Source organism: Glutamicibacter sp. NPDC087831 (genome assembly GCF_044742845.1).
Lineage (GTDB): Bacteria > Actinomycetota > Actinomycetes > Actinomycetales > Micrococcaceae > Glutamicibacter.
Window position 1 is genome coordinate 246,910 of the sequence record NZ_JBIUVH010000005.1, and the last position, 20,174, is coordinate 267,083.

At 63.4% G+C, this 20,174-nt stretch carries 19 protein-coding genes and 4 tRNA genes; 14 read left to right on the forward strand and 9 right to left on the reverse strand.

Annotation, left to right across the window (positions count from 1 at the left end):
* Positions 1-85 precede the first annotated feature (85 nt).
* Both ACIOJF_RS15905 and ACIOJF_RS15910 read left to right on the forward strand, forming a co-directional pair.
* Positions 86-1,009 (forward strand): ATP-binding cassette domain-containing protein, encoded by a 924-nt coding sequence (locus ACIOJF_RS15905; RefSeq protein ID WP_105658058.1) that lies wholly within the window; start codon positions 86-88, stop codon positions 1,007-1,009.
* Positions 1,006-1,800 carry a hypothetical protein gene (locus ACIOJF_RS15910; RefSeq protein WP_402741872.1) on the forward strand — a complete coding sequence of 265 codons (795 nt, stop codon included), beginning with the start codon at positions 1,006-1,008 and terminating at the stop codon, positions 1,798-1,800. The genes ACIOJF_RS15905 and ACIOJF_RS15910 overlap by 4 nt, the downstream gene beginning before the upstream one ends.
* Positions 1,801-1,871: 71 nt before the next feature.
* Here ACIOJF_RS15910 and ACIOJF_RS15915 read toward each other — a convergent pair whose 3' ends face one another.
* From ACIOJF_RS15915 to ACIOJF_RS15925, 3 genes are read right to left on the reverse strand one after another with little or no spacing between them, the layout of a single operon-like run.
* Positions 1,872-2,309, reverse strand: a complete 438-nt coding sequence (locus tag ACIOJF_RS15915; protein WP_105658060.1) for a DoxX family membrane protein — start codon at positions 2,307-2,309, stop codon at positions 1,872-1,874.
* Positions 2,302-2,724, reverse strand: coding sequence for an organic hydroperoxide resistance protein (locus ACIOJF_RS15920; RefSeq protein WP_105658061.1), 423 nt, complete (start codon positions 2,722-2,724; stop codon positions 2,302-2,304). Before ACIOJF_RS15920 ends, ACIOJF_RS15915 begins: the two co-directional genes overlap by 8 nt.
* Positions 2,725-2,758: 34 nt before the next feature.
* Positions 2,759-3,211 (reverse strand): MarR family winged helix-turn-helix transcriptional regulator, encoded by a 453-nt coding sequence (locus ACIOJF_RS15925; protein WP_181148888.1) that lies wholly within the window; start codon positions 3,209-3,211, stop codon positions 2,759-2,761.
* A 231-nt stretch (positions 3,212-3,442) separates the two neighbouring features.
* Between ACIOJF_RS15925 and ACIOJF_RS15930 the strand changes: the two genes are divergently transcribed.
* From ACIOJF_RS15930 to ACIOJF_RS15940, 3 genes are all read left to right on the forward strand, one after another.
* On the forward strand, positions 3,443-3,883 hold the full coding sequence (locus tag ACIOJF_RS15930) for a DUF6153 family protein (protein WP_402734949.1): 441 nt from the start codon (positions 3,443-3,445) through the stop codon (positions 3,881-3,883).
* A 93-nt stretch (positions 3,884-3,976) separates the two neighbouring features.
* Complete coding sequence (locus ACIOJF_RS15935) at positions 3,977-4,582, forward strand: DUF305 domain-containing protein (RefSeq protein WP_332595250.1); 606 nt, start codon at positions 3,977-3,979, stop codon at positions 4,580-4,582.
* A 34-nt stretch (positions 4,583-4,616) separates the two neighbouring features.
* A complete protein-coding gene (locus tag ACIOJF_RS15940) occupies positions 4,617-5,255 on the forward strand; it encodes a CueP family metal-binding protein (RefSeq protein WP_332595249.1) in 639 nt (212 codons plus the stop codon).
* Between the two features lie 87 nt (positions 5,256-5,342).
* On the opposite strand, the gene ACIOJF_RS15945 is transcribed toward ACIOJF_RS15940, so the two are convergent.
* A complete protein-coding gene (locus tag ACIOJF_RS15945; protein WP_402741873.1) occupies positions 5,343-8,690 on the reverse strand; it encodes an efflux RND transporter permease subunit in 3,348 nt (1,115 codons plus the stop codon).
* A gap of 250 nt (positions 8,691-8,940) precedes the next feature.
* On the opposite strand from ACIOJF_RS15945, the gene ACIOJF_RS15950 reads away from it, so the two are divergent.
* Positions 8,941-9,219, forward strand: coding sequence for a hypothetical protein (locus ACIOJF_RS15950; protein ID WP_105661102.1), 279 nt, complete (start codon positions 8,941-8,943; stop codon positions 9,217-9,219).
* Positions 9,220-9,289: 70 nt separating this feature from the next.
* Here ACIOJF_RS15950 and ACIOJF_RS15955 read toward each other — a convergent pair whose 3' ends face one another.
* From ACIOJF_RS15955 to ACIOJF_RS15965, 3 genes are all read right to left on the reverse strand, one after another.
* A complete protein-coding gene (locus tag ACIOJF_RS15955; RefSeq protein ID WP_286134275.1) occupies positions 9,290-10,783 on the reverse strand; it encodes a malate:quinone oxidoreductase in 1,494 nt (497 codons plus the stop codon).
* Positions 10,784-10,855: 72 nt separating this feature from the next.
* Positions 10,856-12,700 (reverse strand): ABC transporter substrate-binding protein, encoded by a 1,845-nt coding sequence (locus ACIOJF_RS15960; RefSeq protein ID WP_181148976.1) that lies wholly within the window; start codon positions 12,698-12,700, stop codon positions 10,856-10,858.
* Positions 12,701-12,850: 150 nt separating this feature from the next.
* Positions 12,851-13,783, reverse strand: coding sequence for a 2-hydroxyacid dehydrogenase (locus ACIOJF_RS15965; protein ID WP_105658069.1), 933 nt, complete (start codon positions 13,781-13,783; stop codon positions 12,851-12,853).
* Positions 13,784-13,956: 173 nt separating this feature from the next.
* On the opposite strand from ACIOJF_RS15965, the gene ACIOJF_RS15970 reads away from it, so the two are divergent.
* From ACIOJF_RS15970 to ACIOJF_RS15995, 6 genes are all read left to right on the forward strand, one after another.
* A tRNA-Lys gene (locus ACIOJF_RS15970) sits at positions 13,957-14,029 on the forward strand.
* 49 nt (positions 14,030-14,078) lie between these two features.
* Positions 14,079-14,151: transfer RNA gene (locus tag ACIOJF_RS15975), tRNA-Lys, on the forward strand.
* Between the two features lie 506 nt (positions 14,152-14,657).
* Positions 14,658-14,730: transfer RNA gene (locus ACIOJF_RS15980), tRNA-Lys, on the forward strand.
* Between the two features lie 66 nt (positions 14,731-14,796).
* On the forward strand, positions 14,797-15,288 hold the full coding sequence (bcp, locus tag ACIOJF_RS15985) for a thioredoxin-dependent thiol peroxidase (RefSeq protein WP_105661104.1): 492 nt from the start codon (positions 14,797-14,799) through the stop codon (positions 15,286-15,288).
* A 92-nt stretch (positions 15,289-15,380) separates the two neighbouring features.
* Positions 15,381-15,465, forward strand: a tRNA-Leu gene (locus ACIOJF_RS15990).
* A 117-nt stretch (positions 15,466-15,582) separates the two neighbouring features.
* Entirely contained in the window at positions 15,583-16,143 is a 561-nt protein-coding gene (locus tag ACIOJF_RS15995; RefSeq protein WP_105658071.1) for a MarR family winged helix-turn-helix transcriptional regulator, read from the forward strand.
* 20 nt (positions 16,144-16,163) lie between these two features.
* On the opposite strand, the gene ACIOJF_RS16000 is transcribed toward ACIOJF_RS15995, so the two are convergent.
* Positions 16,164-17,627 (reverse strand): SDR family oxidoreductase, encoded by a 1,464-nt coding sequence (locus tag ACIOJF_RS16000; protein ID WP_105661105.1) that lies wholly within the window; start codon positions 17,625-17,627, stop codon positions 16,164-16,166.
* Complete coding sequence (locus tag ACIOJF_RS16005; protein ID WP_402734945.1) at positions 17,624-18,454, reverse strand: tryptophan-rich sensory protein; 831 nt, start codon at positions 18,452-18,454, stop codon at positions 17,624-17,626. Before ACIOJF_RS16005 ends, ACIOJF_RS16000 begins: the two co-directional genes overlap by 4 nt.
* A gap of 113 nt (positions 18,455-18,567) precedes the next feature.
* On the opposite strand from ACIOJF_RS16005, the gene ACIOJF_RS16010 reads away from it, so the two are divergent.
* Entirely contained in the window at positions 18,568-19,056 is a 489-nt protein-coding gene (locus ACIOJF_RS16010) for a MarR family transcriptional regulator (protein WP_332728506.1), read from the forward strand.
* A 12-nt stretch (positions 19,057-19,068) separates the two neighbouring features.
* A complete protein-coding gene (locus tag ACIOJF_RS16015) occupies positions 19,069-20,172 on the forward strand; it encodes a polyprenyl synthetase family protein (RefSeq protein ID WP_332727841.1) in 1,104 nt (367 codons plus the stop codon).
* Positions 20,173-20,174: the final 2 nt, after the last annotated feature.

The window sequence follows — 20,174 nt, forward strand, 5'->3', positions numbered from 1 at the left end:
GGGGCCGCGCGTTGGCCGACTTCCAGCCGGTGCGCGGCGGCCCGGGCGAATCCTAGGGTTGAGCGCAGAACCAAAGGAGCACACCATGATCGCACTTGAAGCGCTGAGCAAGGACTTCGGCGCCACCCGGGCCGTCAATGCGCTGACCGCCACCATAGAACGCGGGCAGGTGACCGGATTCCTCGGACCCAACGGGGCCGGCAAATCGACCACCATGCGGATGATCCTCGGACTGGACGCGCCCAGCAGCGGGCGGGCACTGGTCAATTCGGTTCCCTACGCGCAGCTGCGCTACCCGCTGCAGGTTCTCGGAGCGCACATCTGCGGCACGGCGGGGCACCCGGGGCACACCCCGCGCACCTTCCTCGCATCCCTGGCGCAAAGCAACCGGATCCCGGCAACCCGGGTGGATGAGGTGCTGGCCGACGTCGGGCTGCAGTCCGTGGGCGCCCAGCGGATCGGCGGATTCTCGCTGGGCATGCGCCAGCGCCTGGGCATCGCCGCGGCGCTGCTGGGCGACCCCGAGATCCTGGTCCTGGACGAGCCGATGAACGGGCTGGACGCCGAAGGGATCGTCTGGATCAGGCAGCTGCTGCGCGCCAGGGCGGATCGCGGCGGGACCGTCTTCGTCTCCAGCCACCTGATGAGCGAGGTGCAGCAGGTCGCGGACCAGCTGATCCTGATAGGCCGTGGAGAGCTGATCGCCCAAGCCCCCACCAGGGAGCTGATCAGGCAATTCACCCAGCAGGTCATTACGGTGCGCTCGCCGCAGCTCGCGGCGCTCGCCGGACTCCTGCAGCAACCGGGCATGGAGCTGAACGCTGGCGAGGACCGGCTGGAGGTCATCGGCCTGCCGCTGGAAAATGTCGGTGGGCTGGCCTTCGCCCATGGCATCGAGCTGCATGAACTGAGCGTTGCCCACGGATCGCTGGAAAACGCCTACAACCAATTGACACATGGCATGGTGGAGTACTCCGCCGAATCAGCTAGGGGAGCGGGAAGCAAATGAGCACGCTGCAGATCAAAGAGTCCGCATCCGGATACCTGGGCGCAGAGCTGCTGGCGGCGGCCCGCGCCGAGGCCGCTAAATTCTTCGGGCTGCGGTCGCTGCTCTGGCTTTATGCCTTGGGAATCGCGTTGTCCATCGCCCTGGGGTGGCTGCTGGGTGCCAGTGCGAAAGCCAGCGGGGACAATGGCTTCGACGCGGCGATGCCTGCCCCGCTGATGGTTTTCTCAACCCTGCAATTCGGCCAGTTGTTCTTCGCTGCCGCGGCGGCCCTGCACATCACCAGCGAGTACTCCAGCGGCACCATCACCACCTCCTTGCAAGCGGTACCGCGCCGTGGGCTGCTGCTGGCAGCGAAGGCGCTGCTGCTCTCCGGGCTCGGTTTCGCTGCCGGGGTGGCCATGATCGGCGTGGGCACCATTCCGGCAGCGCTCAGCGCGGGGCCGTACGGAACCTTCACCGTCTCCGACCTGGTTTCGGCCTGCCTGGGCGCCGGAACCTACCTGGCGCTGCTGAGCTTGATGGTGCTCGGGCTCGGGCTGCTGTGCCGGAACTCGGCCGGGGCGATCGTCTCGGCGATCATGCTGGTGATCGGGCTGCCACAGATCCTGCAGCTGATTCCCTTCTCATGGGTGCAGACGGTGGCCGACTACCTGCCCAGCAATGCGGCGACGTTCATGGCCACCGGCGCCACCGAACCCTATGGACCGGCAGCGGCGCTGCTGGTGCTGGCAGGCTGGGCCGTGGCCCTGCTCGGAGCCGGATATGTTTCGCTGAAGCGGCGCGACGCCTAGCCGCAGGCAGCGCACAGCGGGGTATCGGGCGTGATGCCCGATACCCCGCTGTGCGCACTTTTCTGGCGTTGCTAGGCCTTGGACCGAAGCTGGGCACGGTCCCGCCATGCGGCGGTGCTCCACAGTGCAAGCGCTACCAGCGCTGGCTGGAAGAAGAGCCGGGCAAGCCGTTTCCCGTCGGTGTCCAGGCCGAACGCGTCGCGTCCCTCCTGCCACTGGGCGAGATTGCCGGGGAACACCGCGACGAAGAAGAGCGCGGCGATCCAGCCCACGGCGACCCGCTTCTTGAGCAGCGCCAGCAAGGAAAGTCCCAGGCCGATTTCGGCGACACCGGAAAGGATGACCGTCAGGTCCGGATCCAGCGGGACGAAGTCCGGGACCTGGGCGCGGAATTCCTCGCGGGCAAAGGTCAGGTGGCTGACCCCGGCGAAGCCCAGGAATGCCCCGAGCGCAATCCGTGCGCCGTGCCGGGCAATTCCCAGGGGCTTCGCCGCCGGGGACCTAGTCATCGCTGACGCTGACCAGGACATCGATGTTGCCGCGGGTGGCATTGGAGTAGGGGCAGACCTGGTGGGCCGCATCGGCCAGTTCCTGGGCCAGTGCGGGTTCCATGCCGGGAATGATGACTTCCAGCTCAACCGAGAGCTTGAACCCGTTCTCTCCGTCGCGGTTCAGGTGGACTCGGCCGCCGACGCTGGAGTCCTCGATCTTGACCTTGCGGCCGCGCGCTACCATATTCAATGCCGAGTGGAAGCAGGCGGCGTAGCCCGCGGCGAACAGCTGTTCCGGGTTGGTGCCGGCTCCCGAGCCGCCCAGTTCTGCCGGGGAGGCCAGGGCCAGATCGAGCTTGCCGTCCGGGGTCTGGACGCGGCCTTCGCGGCCTTGGCCGGTGGACAGGGATTCAGCGGTGTACAGGGTTTCCATGAAACTGCCTTTCGATGAGGGTGAAATCTGGTAGCTATTTTCCGGAGGGTTGGTCCGGAGCGGGGATTTGCTGCATGGAGGCGGTGATGCGGTGCAGGGATGCCAGCAGCGCTTTGGCGCTTTCCATATCCGGCAACCCGGTGCCGCAGGCAATCTGCGCCGGGATGTGCGCCAGTTCCTTGCGCAGGGATACGCCAGCGGGGGTTAGGCGGACGTTGACGACGCGGCTGTCCTGGTCATCGCGTTGGCGTTCGATGAAGTCCTTTTGTTCCAGCCGGCGTAGCAGCGGGGACAGGGTGCCGGAGTCCAGCTGGAGCATCTCGCCGATTTCGCGCACCGGCTTATCGCCTTCGGACCACAGTGCAACGAGCACCAGGTACTGGGTGTAGGTCAGCTGCCAAGGGGCGAGCAGCTCGGTATATGCGCGGGTGGTGGCCCGGCTGGCCGAATAGAGGGAGAAACACACCATGTCGTCAACAATTGCCATGGAATAATGATTGCACGCAATTCAATTGTGCGCAACTTAAATTATTGATTCGCCAGTCGTGGCCCTGCGAGGACCGCAGGACGGGGGCTTGGAATCGGATTTGGAATTGGAGCCGGACCGGCACTGGAATCGGGGGACAATGACGGGTCGGAGCACCGGCAGGGATCTTGTCCCGCCGGTTGATGGGGTCATGTTTCGCGGCCTTGCGGTGGCGTCGCTAAGCTGGGAGCCATGAGCATCGGCAACTACCTGGCGAAGGCCGGAGGGCGCACCTGCCCCCGCCTGGCGGTAGTCCGCTCGCTGCTGCTGATCAGCGCGGTGCTTTTCGGCTTGTTCTCGATGCATGTGCTGCATCATGGAGCCTCGGCGCAATCCCCGGCCACGGCCCCGGTCGCGCAGGCGCATCCGGCTCACACCCAGCCCGCGCACCATGCTCCGCCAGCCGATGCGGGCGGCGAGGAACAGGGCTGTACCGACTGCCCGATGGGCCATGAGATGGCCGCCGCCGGTTGCGTCTTGGCGTTGCTGGCCATGCTGCTGTTCCTGCGGCCGCCGCAGACTGTAGCCGTTCTCCGGGCGGTGTTCCCGCTGACCTTGTGCGTGGCATCGGAACTGCGGGGGATCGCGCCGGATAAACCTGATCTGGTTGCGTTGGGGATCTGCCGAACGTGAGAACTTGGCCGGTCGATGCACTGGCCTCCAGCTAGTTCCGGCGCCGCCGCAGGCGGACGCCGCTCATGTTCCAGATCCACCAGGAGAATCACCATGAACAAGCAGACCCTCATTTCCAGCGCCCTCGTACTGGGTGCAACGCTCGCCCTCGCCGGATGCGCAGGGGAACCAGCAAGCACCGAGGCGCCGAGCGCCTCGGCCTCCGGTTCGCATTCCGGGCATTCCATGGACCAGTCCGCGTCGGCCAACGACGCCGATATGGCCTTCGCCGCGGGCATGAAGGTGCACCACGAACAGGCGATCGAGATGTCCGGCATCCTGCTGGGCAAATCCGGGATTCCCGCCGAGGTGGCATCCCTGGCCGAAAGGATCCAGGCTGCGCAAGGCCCGGAGATCGAACGCATGGACCGCTGGCTTTCCGAGTGGAATATGCCCGGCGGGATGGATCACGGGAGCATGGACCACGGCGACGGGATGGTCCCGGAGGAGGGCATCAAGGCGCTGGAAGACGCGACCGGCTCCGACGCTGCCCGGCTCTTTCTCGAGCAGATGATCATGCACCACGAAGGCGCCGTGGAGATGTCCAAGACCGAGATCAGCGAGGGAAGCTACCCGGCGGCCCTCGACCTGGCCCAGCAGATCGTTGATTCCCAGACCAGGGAAATCAATGAGATGAAGCAGCTGCTTGAGACGCTGTAGTCCGGAATTGGAGACAGGAAGGTTGGGAGTGGCCATGTCTGGAATATTTGCCGGCGGCAAGAGCTACCGTGCCCGCATTGCGGCCAGGGGCGCCGGTTCGCTGCTCGCGCTGGCCGTGCTGGCCGGATGCAGCACCGCTGCGGCACCCGTCGCGCAGCCCGAGCCAACGGTGGTTGCAGCCGAGGACACCGGTCAGTTCCTCGCCGAGCTGGGACTGGAAGGACTCGACGCCAAGGCGGCCATCGACCGGCTCGATCGCTTGCCGCAGGAGCAGCGGCCGGAGAACTTCACCGCCATGGTGCAGCCAACGCAACTGGTGCTGGCCGATGCGTCGGGACGCACCGCGAACCTGCCGCTGCCGGAAGGCCAGTACTATCTTTCGGCCGCGCCCTATGTGGACCAGACGCACAGCTGCCATTTCCATAGCCTCACCACCTGCCTTGGGCAGTTGCAAGGCAAGGAGATGGAGGTCAAGGCCGTGAACGCCGAGACCGGCGAGGTGCTGGTGGACCAGGGCATGGAAACCTTCGACAACGGATTCATCGGCCTCTGGGTTCCGCGGGGAATCACGGTGGACCTTGAATTCACCTACCAGGGGAAGAGCGCCAAGACCACGGTGTCCACTGCGGGGCAGTCCAGCGCAACCTGCCTGACGGAGCTGCGGCTGGTCTAGGGTCAGCGGCCGCGGACAGCGCGCAAACGGACTCGGGCCTGCAACCACGAAGGTGGTTGCAGGCCCGAGTCCTGGCGTCGGCAAAGCCTAGTCGTTGGGCTTTGGCGGTGCCTGCTTCATCAGCTCTTCGAATGCCCGGCGTTCCTTGCGCGAGACCGGGATCTGGCCGGTCAACGGGTTGACGACCTGGCCAGCGGCTTCGGCAGGCGCGGGGGCAGCCGCAGGGCTCTTCCCGGCATCCGCGGTCCTCGAGGCCTCCGTGGCCGCGGCTTCTGGCTCAGTGCCCGGAACGATCTTGGCGCTGGCGCTGTCCATCGCCCGGGACAGGTCCTGGGTAGCGGTATGCTGCTGCGCCGAATGCTTGCGCGCGCCGCGGGCCTTGGCGTTCTTCTCCTTGCGGGACTCGACCAAGCGGTAGAGCACCGGCACCAGGATCAGGGTGAGCACGGTGGAAGAGACCAGGCCGCCGATCACCACCACGGCCAGCGGCTGGGAGATGAATCCGGACTGGCCGGTCAGGCCCAGGCCCATCGGCACCAGCGCGAAGATGGTAGCCAGGGCGGTCATCAGGATCGGGCGCAGGCGCTGGCGGGCGCCGTGCATGATGGCATCCTCCAGGGACATGGCCGGACGCTCGGCGCTGTCCTGGCGGTACTGGTTGATCAGGTCGATCAGCACAATCGCGTTGGTCACCACGATGCCCACCAGCATCAGCATGCCGATCAGCGAAGGCAAGCCCAGCGGGATCCCCGAGATCAGCAGCAGGCCGATAGCGCCGGTCGCCGCGAAGGGAATCGAGACCAGCAGGATCAGCGGCTGGATCAGCGACTTGAAGGTGGCCACCATGATCACGTAGACAATCGCGATGGCCGCCAGCAGTGCCAGGTACAGCTGGTTGAAGGACTCGGCCTGCTCGGTTGCGGCGCCGCCGATCTCCGCGGTAGCGCCCTCGGGCAGCTGCACCGAGTCCAGGCTCGTGGCGACGTCCTTGGACACCTCTCCGAGCATGTTCTCCACCGGAGCCAGGGTGACCGTAGCGATACGCTCGCCGTTGGAGGTGGTGACCTGCTGGACCACCTTGGCACGCTCAACGGTGGCCAGATCCTGCAGTTCCCTGATGCCGGCGGCGGTAGGGATCTGCAGCTCGCGCAGCTTCTCCAGGCTGTCCAGGTCCATCCCCTCGCCGATCTGCACCGTCATGTCGGTGTAGTCCAGGCGCAGGGTGCCTGCCGGAACAGGGGAGACCTGCGAAGCGACCATGCCAGCGAGCTGGGTCTCGGTCAATCCCGCCTCGGCAGCCTTCTGCGCATCGATATCGATGGACACCTGCTCGCGTTCGGCAGAAAGGTTATCGGAGATTTCGGTGACGTTCGCGGTACCTTCCAGTGCTTCGCGCATCGTGGAGGTCGCCTCGCGCAGGATCCCCTCGTCCGGGGCCTTGATCTCGATGGTGACATCGCTGGACATCATGGCCGAGGAGTTCGAGCCGAAGCTCAGGTCCAGGTCCTCGGGCAGGTCCAGGCCTTCCACCTGCTCGCGCACCGTGTTCTTCAGCGCTTCCTGGTCGGCATCGGCATTGGTGATCACGGTGAAGCTTGCGGTATCCGAGCCGGAGGAGAACATGGCTGCCATGCCGCTGGCGGTGCCCACGGTCAGCTGGATATCTTCGATTCCCTCGATATCAGCGAGCCCGGTCTCGATCTTTGCCGCTTGCTTTTCGGTGGTTTCCATGGAGGTGCCCGAAGGCATCTTGGCGGTGATGGAAATCGAGTTCTCGCCGGTGGAGCCCAGCAGGTTGGTGTTCAGCAGCGGGGTCATGGCCACGGTGCCGGCAAGGACCAGCACCGAGGCCAGCAAGGTGATGACCGGGTGCTTCTGGGTTCCCTCCAGCACCGGAATGTAGGCACGCTGCAACCACGACTTGTCTTCGGCCACATGCACGGTATGGGTTTCGCCGCTGCCCGGGCGGTGCGGCAGGAACCAGTACGCCAGTACCGGAACAATGGTCAGCGATACCAGCAGGGACGCCAGCAGCGCGATGGTCATGGTCAGCGCGAACGGGCTGAACAGTTCGCCGGCCATGCCGCCCACCAGGGCGATCGGCAAGAAGACCGCCACGGTGGTCAGGGTCGCCGCGGTAATGGCGCCGGCCACTTCCTTGACCGCCAGCAGGATCGACTGCGCCTTGGATTCGCCATGGGACAGGTGGCGCTTGATGTTCTCGATGACCACAATCGAGTCATCCACCACGCGGCCAATGGAAATGGTCAAGGCGCCCAAGGTGAGCATGTTCAGCGTGTATCCGAAGGCATTCATCCCGATGAAGGTGGCCATCAGGGACAGCGGAATGGAGATCGCGGTGACCAGGGTGGAGCGTACCGAGAACAGGAACACCAAGATGATGATCACCGCGAAGCCCAGGCCCAGGGCGCCTTCCAGTGCCAGGTGCTTGATCGAGTCCTCGATGAAGGGCGCCTGGTCGAAGATCGTGGTCATGGTGGCCTTGTGGCCCAGCTCTGACTCCAGCTCGGCAAGCATTGCGGTGACCGCGTGCGAAATGGCTACCGTGTCTCCATCGGGAGTCTTGGTGACCTGGATGGACAGGGTCTCCTCGCCGTTGGTTCGGGTAATGCTGGTGGCCTCATCGGCCTTGACCGAAACCTCGGCGACGTCCTTGAGCAGCACCGGACCGCCATCGGTGACCAGCGGGATCTCCTTGATGGCCTCCAAGCTGTCCGGGGTGGAGCCGGCAATGACCGGCAGTTCCAGGCCATCGACGTCCATGTTGCCAATGGGCATGGGGGAGCCGGCGTTCTCGATGCCGTCCTTCAGATCCGTGACGGCCAGGCCGGCATCGCGCATCTGGTCGTCCTTCGGGATCACCGCAATGTGCTGGGAGGCGCCACCGGAGACCGAGGCCTCGCGGACCCCCTCGATCTTCTGCAGCTTGGGCAGGGTGAGGCGCTCCACATCGTCGTTGAGCGCTTCCAGCGACTGGTCCGAGGAGACGGCTAGGGCCAGGACCGGGAAGTCCGCGATGGAGCCGGCGAAGGCGGTGGGCTCGACATCCTCGGGAAGCTGGGCCTTGGAATTGGCAATGGCCCGTTCCACCTGGGACCGGGCACGATCCATGTCCGTGCCGTATTCGAAGGTCAGCGAGATGCGGGTGAAGCCGGTCTGCGAGGTAGCGGTGGAGGATTCCAGGCCCTCAACTGCCTGCAAAGCGGTTTCCAGCGGTTCAGCCACCTGCTCGTCGATCACCTCGGGGCTGGAGCCCATTTGGGTTGCCATGACCGAGATCTGGGGGAATTCCAGGGCGGGGATCAGCTCCTGCTTGAGCGATCCCATGGAAATCACGCCGAAGACGGCGGCGAAAACCGTGATGAGCGCAATGAGCGCCCGGTTTTTCAATGACAAGATGGCCAAGCGCTGCATGCGGGTGTGGTCCTAGCTGTGTCGCAGTGGGAAGGGCTGATCTCAACTTTAGTTGGTTGCCAATGCTCAACAGTCACCGGGAGATGTAAAGCACGCAAAATCATCCCAATGGATTACCCCGAAGCTGCCTGGGGCCCGCCCGCCCGCACGTGCCCATGCTGCCGATGGCGCGGCGCGCGCAGCGCTGCTGGAGCGCCTGCCCGATTCTTAGGGAAGGCGGTGGCTGGTGGCCGCATGGAATACTGGGGACATGAGTCTGCAGATGCCGATTGCGGTGCAAGCCACCGCGCAGCAAGGGATCCGGCGGCTAATCAGGATCCGGTACCGCTATTTCAGCTACGCCCTGCGCTACGCCGACGGGCGGGAAGTCTCCGGCCTGGGCTGGGCCGAGGCCGATAAATTGCTGCAAGGGCACCGGTATCCCGCCGATGCCTCGTGCACGCGCCACGGCGCCGAACGCCATTGCCCCGACCTTGGCGCCGGTGCCTGGGTGGACTACCCCTACGGCGAGCCGCTGGACCGGCCATAGCCCGACCAGTGCCCGAATACGCGAGAACCGCCCACCAAAGCTGGTGGGCGGTTCTCATTGTGCTTGGTGCCTACAGTCCCAGGGACTTGTCGGTGGCTGCCTTGACCTCAGCGTAGAGTGCTGGGTTCTCGTTCAGCTTCTGGCCGTAGGAAGGAATCATGTCCTTGAGCTTCGACTCCCAGCCTGCGAACTGCTTGGGGAAGCAGCGCGACAGCAGCCCGACCATGATCGGGGTAGCGGTCGAAGCGCCTGGCGAAGCGCCGAGCAGGCCGGAGATCGAGCCGTCCGAGGAGGTGATGACCTCGGTGCCGAACTGCAGCACGCCGCCCTTCTTGGCATCCTTCTTGATGACCTGCACGCGCTGGCCAGCGGTGATCAGCTCCCACTTGGAACCATCTGCATCCGGGAAGTACTCGGCCAGCGCCTCGTCCTTCTTGGAGCGGGACTTGAGAACTTCCTTGATCAGGTAAGTGGTCAGATCCAGGTTGTCCTTGCCTACAGCCAGCATCGGGATGATGTTGTGCGGACGCAGGGACAACGGGAGATCCAGCTGGCCGGTGGACTTCAGGAAGTTCATCGAGAAGCCGGCGTAGGGGCCGAACATCAGCGAGCGCTTGCCGTCGACAAAGCGGGTATCCAGGTGCGGTACCGACATGGGAGGAGCGCCCACCGAAGCCTGGCCGTAGACCTTGGCGTGGTGCTGGTTGATGACGGTCTCATCGGTGCAGCGCAGGAACTGACCGGAGACCGGGAAGCCGCCGAAGCCCTTGATCTCGTCGATGCCGGCCTTCTGCAGCAGCGGCAGTGCGCCACCGCCGGCACCGACGAACACGAACTTGGCCTTGACGTTCTTGACTGCGCCCGAAGCGTTGTCCTTGACGCTCAGTTCCCAGCCGGCGCCCGAACGCTTGATGCCCTTGACCTTGTGGCCGTAGTTCACCGAGGCGCCAGCGGCGCCCAGCGAGTCGGTCAGGTCCCGGGTCAGGCGGCCGAAGTCGACATCGGTACCGGAGGCAACGCGGGATGCGGCAACCTTCTGCGAGGCATCGCGGCCCTTGGCCACCAGCGGGGTCCACTGGTTGATGGTGTCCAGGTCGTTGGTGATTTCCAGTTCCTCGAACAACGCATTGGGCTTCAGTGCCTCGTAGCGGGTCTGCAGGTACTTGGAGTGGTCCTCGCCGATGACGAAGGACATATGCGGCAGGGCGTTGATGAAGCTGTTGTCGGCAACGCGGTTGTTCTCGACGGCCCACGAGTAGAACTGGCGGGAAACCTGGAACTGCTCGTTGATGCCAATGGCCTTGGCCGGATCGACCGATCCGTCAGCCTTGGCAGCGGTGTAGTTCAATTCGCACAGTGCCGAGTGGCCGGTACCTGCGTTGTTCCAAGGGGAGGAGGATTCCTGCCCGGCCTTGTCCAGGTTCTCGAAAAGACCAATGGACCAGGTTGGTTCCAGCTGGTTGATCATGGTGCCAAGGGTGGCACTCATGATGCCGGCACCGATTAGTACTACGTCAAAAGATTCGGTTGACGTTTCAGAAGGCACGAGGATCTCCATCGACAGTGATACTTTGCTCTCTCCCAGAGTAGACCTATATCCCCGGGGGTTAGAAATCGTTAACTGGGTTAACGGTCACTAACTTGAGATAGACGGCGAGTTTGCCATCTGCACATCCGCGTAGCACTCATTGAGCATCGGCGAGGGCGGATAGAAGGTGACGTTGCCGTTAAACGCCAGCGCAGAGATCGGAAAGACCAGTGGGAGCGCGGGCAGATCCGCGTTCAGGGTCTTGAGGATATCGGCATAGGCGGCGGTCCGTTCCTCCCCGGAAGGGATGGAACGGGCCAGCATGATCTGTGAGTCAAGTAACGTCGAGGTGTATCCGAACTCATTCTCCTTGGCCGCCAAAATGCCGGAAAGGAAGTCGTCTGCCGAACGGTAGCCGCCGGAGAAGCCCAGCAGGTGCAGTCCCTCGAAGTCCTTGGACTGCACGGTCTGCACGTAGCCGTCGGTCCATGCAATCGGGCGCGGCTTGATGCGGATCCCCACTGCGGCGAGGTCCTCGGCGATCTGCGCGAAAGTGCGTTCAGGCAGCGGCAGGTAGTTGCGCGAAACCTGCAGCGGGTAGGCGAACTCGATCTGTTCGCCCTTGTAACCCAACTCGGCCAGCAAGGTCTTGGCCTTCGACGCATCGTGGTTCGGCGTATCTTCCGGTGCCGGAATGCTCAAGGCAGAGGGCAAGAGGGTCGAAGCGTGCTTGGACCCTTGCAGGAACAGCTTCTCAGCCAGCGAGCTGCGGTTGACCGCGTGCGCAATGGCCATGCGGAATTCCGGCTTGGCCAGCCACTTATTGCGCTGGTTCATGCCGAGGTAGAGCACGGAGAAGGGATCGCGCTGGACAACCACCTTGGCATTTCGCACCAGGGTGCGCATGATGTCCACCGAGACCATGTCGAAGCCGTCGATTTCATCGGCCAGCAGCGCGCCTTCGCGGTTGTAGGGCGAAGGAACAGCAGAGATCAGCGCAACCTCGGGATGCGCGGTGTTATTGGACAGCCGCGGTTGATTCCAATAGTCCTTGAAGATCTCCAGACGCACCACATTGTCCTCATGGGAAACGAAAGTGTATGGCCCGGTACCCACCGGGTGGGTGGAGAGCGACTCGGCCGGGTTCTGCCCGGGACCGCCGGTCAACGCGCTGGGCGCGGCAATGGCCATGCCCGGCAACGTCAGCGCTTCGATCAGCCCTGGCAGCCGGCGGCGCAGATTCAAGGCGACCAGGTACTTGCCGGTTGCCTTGACTGATTCGAAATAGCTTGCGGAACCGGCTGCGGACTTGCCCTCGAAGAGCTTGGTGTCAAACTTCTTGGTCAGCTCTTCAAGCTGCTTGGTGCGCAGCTGCTGGGTGGCCAGTTCCTCTTCGCTGGCGTCGGCAGCGCTCTTGAACTCTTCTTCAAGTTCCTTAGCCGTTGGAAGCTTGGGGATGTCGCTGTCGAAGTGGAAAACATTGGCAAAGCCCTGGCTGGATGAAGCGCGCAGCTGCGGAGACAAGTTTTCCCAGCGGTTGAAGTTGGCGACAACTGCTTCTGCGGTCAATTCGGTGCCGTCGTGGAAGAGCACGCCTTCGCGCAGGGTGAAGGTGTAGCGCAAGCCATCAGGGCTTTCGGTCCAGGATTCGGCCAGGCCCGCTACGGCGCCACCGGTATCGGGATCGATATCGACCAGCGTCTCGTACACCTGGCGGGTGATCCGGAAGGATTCGTTATCCGCCACGATGGCCGGATCGAGCTTGACCGGGGGAGCGGCTGCTGCCAGGCGCAGGGTCCGGGGAATGCGCGGCGCACTGGCCGAGGCTGAGGGCGAAGCGGAAGCCGCGGGCCCTGGCTTTCCGGTGCAGGCGGTCAGTGCCAGTGCGGTAGTCGCCAATGTACCGGTCAGCAATGCGCGTCGTGATACGAGTTTCAATGGCAATTCGGGCACTGGGATGACTCATCTTCCTATGGCAGGCGGTACTGCTTCGCGCAGGGAACAAGCAAGTAAATGTGCGCAAAGGTATTTATCAAAGATAGCGCACCACGGCCACGGCTCCGGGAGCCAAAACTCCCGGAGCCGTCAACTGTCGCTAAATTGTTAGCTGCGGTGCACGAGGTTCTCGCCGTCGTTGCCCGCGGCCCAGGCCTGCACCTGCTTCTTGAGCAACTTCACCATGCGCGGGAAGAACGCCTTGGTGTTGCCGCCGTTGTGGGGAATGACCAAGGCATTAGGGTGCTGCCACAATGGGTGATCGGACGGCAGGGGTTCTGGATCGAATACATCCGATGCCATATTCAAGCGGCCCGAAGCGACTTCTGCCACGATTGCCTCGGTATCCACCACCGGGCCGCGAGCGACGTTGACCACGGTTGCACCGTCGGGAAGCTGGGCCAGCAGATCAGCGTCAACCAGATGATGGGTGGAATCGTTGAGCGGCACGATCAGGATCAGCACTTCGATCTCCGCCGCGCGCGCTGCGAGATCAGAAGTTGCGAAGACCTCGCCATGCTCATCGGTGCGGGCCGTGGAGCCGAAGCGCAGGAGGTTGACCTCGAAGGGCTCCAGGCGCTTGCGGATCTCTTCGCCGATGCCGCCCACGCCAACCAATGCCACCGTCCGATCAGCCAAGCCGGGCCACTGCTGGGGATTCCATCGGCCCTGCTGCTGATCTCGGACCGCGTGCGGGTAGCCGCGCAGGGATGCGATGGCCAGGCCGATGGCCATCTCGGCGGTAGCCGCCGCGTGGACGCCGGCCGCGGTATTGATATCTGCGCGATCGCCAATCAGGTCAACCATTCCGTCGAAGCCGGTGGTCTGCGTCTGGACGATCTTGACGTTCGGTGCCTTGCGGATGTTCTTCAGCGTCTGGGGATTCGACATATAGGGAAGAATGGCAATGTCGATTTCTTCCAGCGCAGTTCCGGGGGTGCTCTCCAGGTCCCAGAGCACAGCTTTGAGGTTTTCCGGGATCGGACCGACCGCATCAATCAGATCTTGTGTCGGGAATGAAATCGTTCGTTGGGTGCTCATGGAAACACTGTACAAACCCCATCCGCGCTTTGGTAGTAACCCCTAGTCATGTCCTGTAATGAAGGTCACCGCAGAATACTGGCCCCCGAATTTGCGCTGAGGGAAATTGCTGGTAAAGTTTTATCTCGTTGCGAAAGCGCGAAGCCCGAAAAGCTTCTAGAACATCGCAGCGGGCGCCTCTAGCTCAATTGGCAGAGCAAATGACTCTTAATCATTAGGTTCCGGGTTCAAGTCCCGGGGGGCGCACGAACAATTTGTTCGGTTCACCAGACAACTTGTTTTCATAAATAAATACGCGCTTTTAGCTCAATTGGTAGAGCAAATGACTCTTAATCATTAGGTTCCGGGTTCGAGTCCCGGAGGGCGCACAAAACAAAGGTCAGGCTTCGGTCTGGCCTTTTTTGTTTGTCCCGGTGGACCAGCCAGCGCTTGACGCGGAACCACTTTGGCCTGTGGTCGCCGGTAGGCTGGCCCGCGCCGGAGCCGGGAGGGGATCGGGGAAAGGATTCGAGGCCACTGGCGGGAAATTGACCGGCTGGCGGCTGGTCCTTCGGGCGACGCCGCATTGCGGTTTCGTGGAAATCATTGCTGCAGGTGCGCCCGGAGTGCTGTGCGGACCGGAGCCGAGCGGGAGTGCTGGCCGCGAGTGGCAAATCCCGGATTTGCCCCGCCGGTGGATAGTGAGGTCCGGATCGGAAAACTATGTGTGTTTTAGATTACTTTCAAGCCGGACAAATGTGATATCATTAATCTGACTTGGACTTTTATGTTCTCAGGTCGGGTACTGGCCGATTTTTGCTTTCGCATCATTTCTGCCTATGATTGTCTACGTCGCAAAGATGAGTTCTGAAAAAGAACTAGTCAGAGCGAGGAAGCGCTTTTAGCTCAATTGGTAGAGCAAATGACTCTTAATCATTAGGTTCCGGGTTCGAGTCCCGGAGGGCGCACAGTAGATCCGATCTGATTCGTCAGGTCGGATTTTTTGTATACCGCAAAGAAAAGAGGATCAGCTCATGAGTGCTTCCGAAAAGACGAACCGTCTGTCCATCGGTGACCAGGCCCCTGATTTCACCTTGCAGGACGCTGCTGGCAAGTCTGTTGCCTTGGCCGATTACCGCGGCAAGAAGACCATCGTGTACTTCTACCCAGCCGCATCCACCCCGGGCTGCACGAAGCAGGCCTGCGATTTCCGTGATTCGCTCGAATCCTTGCAGTCCCTGGGGTACGCAGTTCTGGGCATTTCCCCGGACAAGACCGCCAAGCTGGAAAAATTTGTCGCCAAGGAAGAACTGAACTTCCCGCTGCTCTCCGACGAGGACCACGCAGTAGCTGAAGCCTACGGCGCCTGGGGAGAAAAGAAGAACTACGGCAAGGTCTACGAGGGCCTGATCCGCTCCACAATCGTGCTCGATGAAGAGGGCAAAATCGCGCTGGCGCAGTACAACGTTCGCGCCACCGGCCATGTAGCCAAGCTGCGCCGTGACTTGGGCATTGATCCCAAGTAGACCCCTTGTTTGGCTGATTTCATATCAGGCAGAACTTCCGCTACACTAAATGAGGTCGCCTTCGAGGAAACAGTGTTTCCGGTGTAGCGCTAGCGAGTATGGCGGAATTGGTAGACGCGCTGGATTTAGGTTCCAGTGTCTTCGGACGTGAGAGTTCAAGTCTCTCTACTCGCACCAACTGAACCCTGCGGTCTGATTCCATCGGCCGCAGGGTTTTTGCATGCATCCGCAGCGGTTGACCAAGCGTATGATCCAAATAAGGCAAGCGGCCGCGATCCGAGGAGGAGGGGCACCATGGCAGCCAAGGAACTGCCCACCATGTATGGGCTTTCTGAATCCGATCCTGGCCAGGACCTGATCAAGCGGGCGGGCATAGCCCCTGCCAATCTGGAGCAAATCGACCGCATCATGGCTGAAATGGGCCGGATGCGCCAGATCGAACGCCGCATCATGCGCAGCTCCCAGCAGTTCATGAAACTGAACGAAACCGACATGCGGGCGATCCGCAAGATGATCTCCGCCAAGCATGCGGGCCAATCCGTCACCCCGGGTGCGCTGAGCCAGTATCTGGGAATTTCCAGCGCATCGGTCACCAAGATGATTGACCGCTTGGAAGCCCACGGCCATGTGCGGCGCACCAGGCATCCAACCGACCGGCGTTCGCAATGCGTCGAGGTCACCGAGGAAACCCACCTGGCAGCACGGGAGCAAGTGGGGCGGCACCATGCCAAGAGATTCGAAGTGGCCAACGCGATGAGCCCCGAGGAGCGGGACGTAGTGATCCGGTTCCTTGCCGGGACCTCCGATGCCTTGGAAAGCAGCCTCGATTCAACGACTGCCGGCGAAGCGGACTAGTACCGGGACGTGCTGGATCCTCAGCCAGCCGCCTGCTTTTCCGCATCGCGCACAATGTTCTTGATGGTGACCGGGAAAATGGCCCCATGGAACGGGTATACCGCCCACCAGTAGCAGCGTCCGGCCAAGCCCCGCGGGAAGAACACCGCTCGCTGGATCAGTTCGCTTCGCCCGTCAGCTCGCTTGTCGATCCGGTAATCCAGCCATGCCTGGCCCGGGGCACGCATCTCCGCGCGCAAGCGCAGCAAGCTGTTTTCCTCCAGGGCTTCCACGCGCCACCAATCCACCACATCTCCTAGTGCCAGCGTGCTGTGCGAGCGGCGTCCGCGCCGCGACCCCACGCCGCCTGCCAGTTTGTCCATCAAGCCGCGCAGCTTCCACAGGGCGGGGAAGGCGAAATACGGTGATTCCCCGCCGAGCCGATGCAGCACGCTGAAGAGCTGCGCCTCGGTTGCCGTGGTGCTGATGCGGCGGATGTCGGTGTAGGCCTTGCGCCCTGACCAATCCGGATCAGAGGGCAGCGGTTCGGCGGGTGCCGAAATCGGCTGGGCGGTAGCCCAACTGGTTTGCACCGCGTCGGCATCCATCTTCTCCAGTGCCAGCTGCACCGCTCGCGGATAATCGCACAAGCCCTGGGCCGGCGGGGCAATCAGCTTATCGATGTCCCGCGAGCCCATGACGCAATCATGCTGCAGCGACTGCACCAGCGCGGAAGCCAGGGTGTGCGGCAGCGGCGTCACCAGATTCACCCAGTGCGAAGCCAGCCGCGGGGTGAGCAGCGGCAATGGCCAGACTTTCGGCTCGCGCAGGCCGGCCACCTGGGCATAGATCTTCATCAGCTGCGCGTAGCTGTAGGTGCCGGGGCCGCCGATGTCATAGGTTCCCTGCGCGGGCTGCGCCAGCTCGGCGCAGGCCGCCAGGTAGTGCAAGGTGTCGCGGATGGCGATGGGCTGGACCTGGTTCAGTACCCAGCGCGGGGCCGGCATCACCGGCAGCACATCGCTCAGGTGCCTGACCATTTCGAAACTGGCCGAGCCGGAGCCGATCACCAGGCCCGCCTGGAGCACCAGGGTGCTGGCGGCCGCTGACAGGATCTGCCCCACGGCCACGCGCGAAGCCAGATGCTCGCTGAGTTCACCTGCAGGATGCAACCCGGAAAGGTAGACCAGCTGGCTGACGTCCTGTTCGCGTACGGCCTGCGCCATGACCTGCGCGCACGCTTTTTCCTGAGCCGCGAAATCCCGGGTCCCGGACATCGAATGCACCAGGTAGTAGAGCAGGTCCGCGTCCTTGCAGAGCTTGGCCACTGCGTGCTCATCTTGCAGGTCGCCCTCGACGATCTCGACTTGGCTGCGCCACGGGGTATCGCGCAGGCGCTGCGCGTCACGGGTGAAAACCCTGACCTGGTGCCCGTTGCGCAAGAGCAGGGGCACCAGTCGTCCGCCGATATATCCGGTTGCTCCGGTCACTGCTATCAGGCTCATGGAGTTCGAACACCGCGCTTGCGCCAGGCGATCACCATGGATCCGAGCAGGAGCAGCGCGGCGCAGCCCAGCGCGGCGTACCCGGCCAGTTCAGACTGATTGGTTCCGGACAGCCGGCTCACGCCGATCCAGCCCAGGCCCCAGGCGATGGCCAAGGCGGTGAAGATCCTGCCCGAGTAGGCGGTGGTGCCCAGCCCGATGGCCGCTGCGACCACCAGCAGTGCCACTGCCGCTCCTGGTGCCCAGGAGGCGTCCTGGCCAAAGCCCAGGGAGAGCAGCCATGCGGAGGTGTTGGCGATGCTGGCTACGCAGACCCAGCCCAGGTAGATGCCGAAGGTCAGCCACATGATCCAGTATTCGGTGCGCGAAGACGGGGTGCCTGTCACCATGATGGTCAGCATCCAGGCCAAGCACGCGACGAGGATGAAGATCACCGCGACGCTGGCCCCCAGCCAGCCCAGCTGGACCACGGTAATCCATGCGGCGTTCAGCAATGCGGAAAGCAGCGCGGGAATCCGCAGCTTGGCAGCCCAGGCCGAGCGGCGTCCGGCGGGGGTGAGCTGGAAGATGCCGTAGACGGCCAGCCCGGCGTAGATCAAGCTCCAGATGGAGAAGGCCGGACCCGCGGGGGCCAGCAGCGTCGAGTCAGCGCCCAGATAGCCGCCGGCTGCCTGCTGGACCGGAGTTCCGCCCAGGGCCCCGCTTCCGATGAATGAAACGGCAATGGCCAGGACCAGGGCAATCGCCGTGAACACCGGCAGTGCCCAGGATGTTGCTGACGCGGGGGCTCGATAGGGAAAATTCGGGGAATCCGTGGAACTGCTCATCGTGTGCTCCTGATGTCGGTTGAAAATTTTCCCGCTTCGAGTCGACAAAACGAGATAGTTAAACCATGATGTATCTAGAAAAGCTAAATATCAACTACGCGAGAGAAGTTATCATGGATTGTTCACGTCCGCTGATTGCCTCGGAAGTGTTCCGGTTGTTGCTCAAGCTCCAGCGGTCCTATGCACTGAGCGAAGCGCGCCTGCGCCACAGCCTTGACCTGAACGATACAGATTTGCGTGCGGTGAACCTGCTGCGTTCCATGCAAACGCCCAGCTCCGGGGAACTGGCCCGCGAACTGGGAGTGTCATCGGCAGGAATCACCTCGGTGCTGGACCGGCTCGAAGCCCGCGGGATGGTTGAAAGAAGGCACCATGCCGCGGACCGGCGGCGCACCCTGGTAGTCCCGGGGCGCAATTTCCCGGTGTCCACCGGGCCAGGGCAGGTGCTGCTGCGCAAGCTGCACACGTTCTACGCGCAGCTGGACGAGCCGTCCCGCAGGAATCTGGGCGCGCTGTTCGAAGATGCCCGGCGAGAGCTGGAGACGCGGGACACCGTGAGCAGCGAAGAGAACCAAGCAAACCCCACCACATCCTTTCAGTAGGGAACCATGAGAATGCACACCACCACACACCAGGCCCCGCAGGCCGCAGCGGCTGGCGCGCCAGCCTCAGGCGGGCTCATCGATGCACCCACCCGGCGCGCCATCAGCGATCGGCTGGAACTGCTGGCCACGCAGGCCCAGCACCGCAGCGCCGCCTACTCCGCGCAGACTGCGCTGCTCTGGTCCCGGATCTCCGAGCGGCTGGCTACCGGCAAGCTGATGCGCCCGGGGCTGGTAATGCTCGGCTACCGTGCCTTCGGCGGCCGCAATGAGGCCCGCGCCATCGACCTGGGCTGCGCCTTCGAGCTGCTGCACGCCGCCTTGCTGATCCACGACGACGTGGTGGACCGCGACTTCGTGCGCCGCGGGGAAAAGACCATCTCGGCGCTCTACCGCGACCACGCCATCGCCAGCGGCCGGAACCGGGCCGATGCCGAGCATGCGGGCAATTCCGTGGGAATCATCGCCGGGGACCTGCTGATCAGCGAAGCGATCAAGCTTGCGGCCAGGGCCTCGGCCGGAAGCGACAGCGAGGCCGGGGTCCAGCAGGCCTTCTTCCAAGCCATCGAGCAGGCAGGGGCCGGAGAGCTCGAGGACCTGCTCTACTCGCTGGCCCCGGCTCCGGCCACCACCAGCCAGGTGCTGCGCATGGAACAGATGAAAACCGCGGCCTACTCCTTCCAGCTGCCGCTGCAGGCCGGAGCGCTGCTGGCCGGGGCGCACCCCGGGCAGGCCGAGGCCCTCGGTGCGGTGGGCTGCCAGCTCGGGGTGGCCTACCAGATCATCGATGATGTGCTGGGCACCTTCGGTGACCCGGCACGCACCGGCAAGCCGGTGGAATCGGACTTGCGCGAATTCAAGAGCACCATCTTGCTGGCCCTGGCCAGCGAGCAACCCGAATTCGCCAAGCTGCTGGGCGGATTCCGCGAAGGAACAGTGGATGCCGGCCGGATCCGCCAGGAACTAGCCGCGCAGGGGGCCGAGCGCTTCGCCCGGCAGCTGGCCCAGCAGCTGTGCTCGCGGGCCACCGGCTCCGCGGCCTTCCTGGACCTGCCCGAGGAAGCCCGGACGCTGCTGCGCGAATGCACCGGCCTGATCCTGGATCGAAGCAGCTGAAC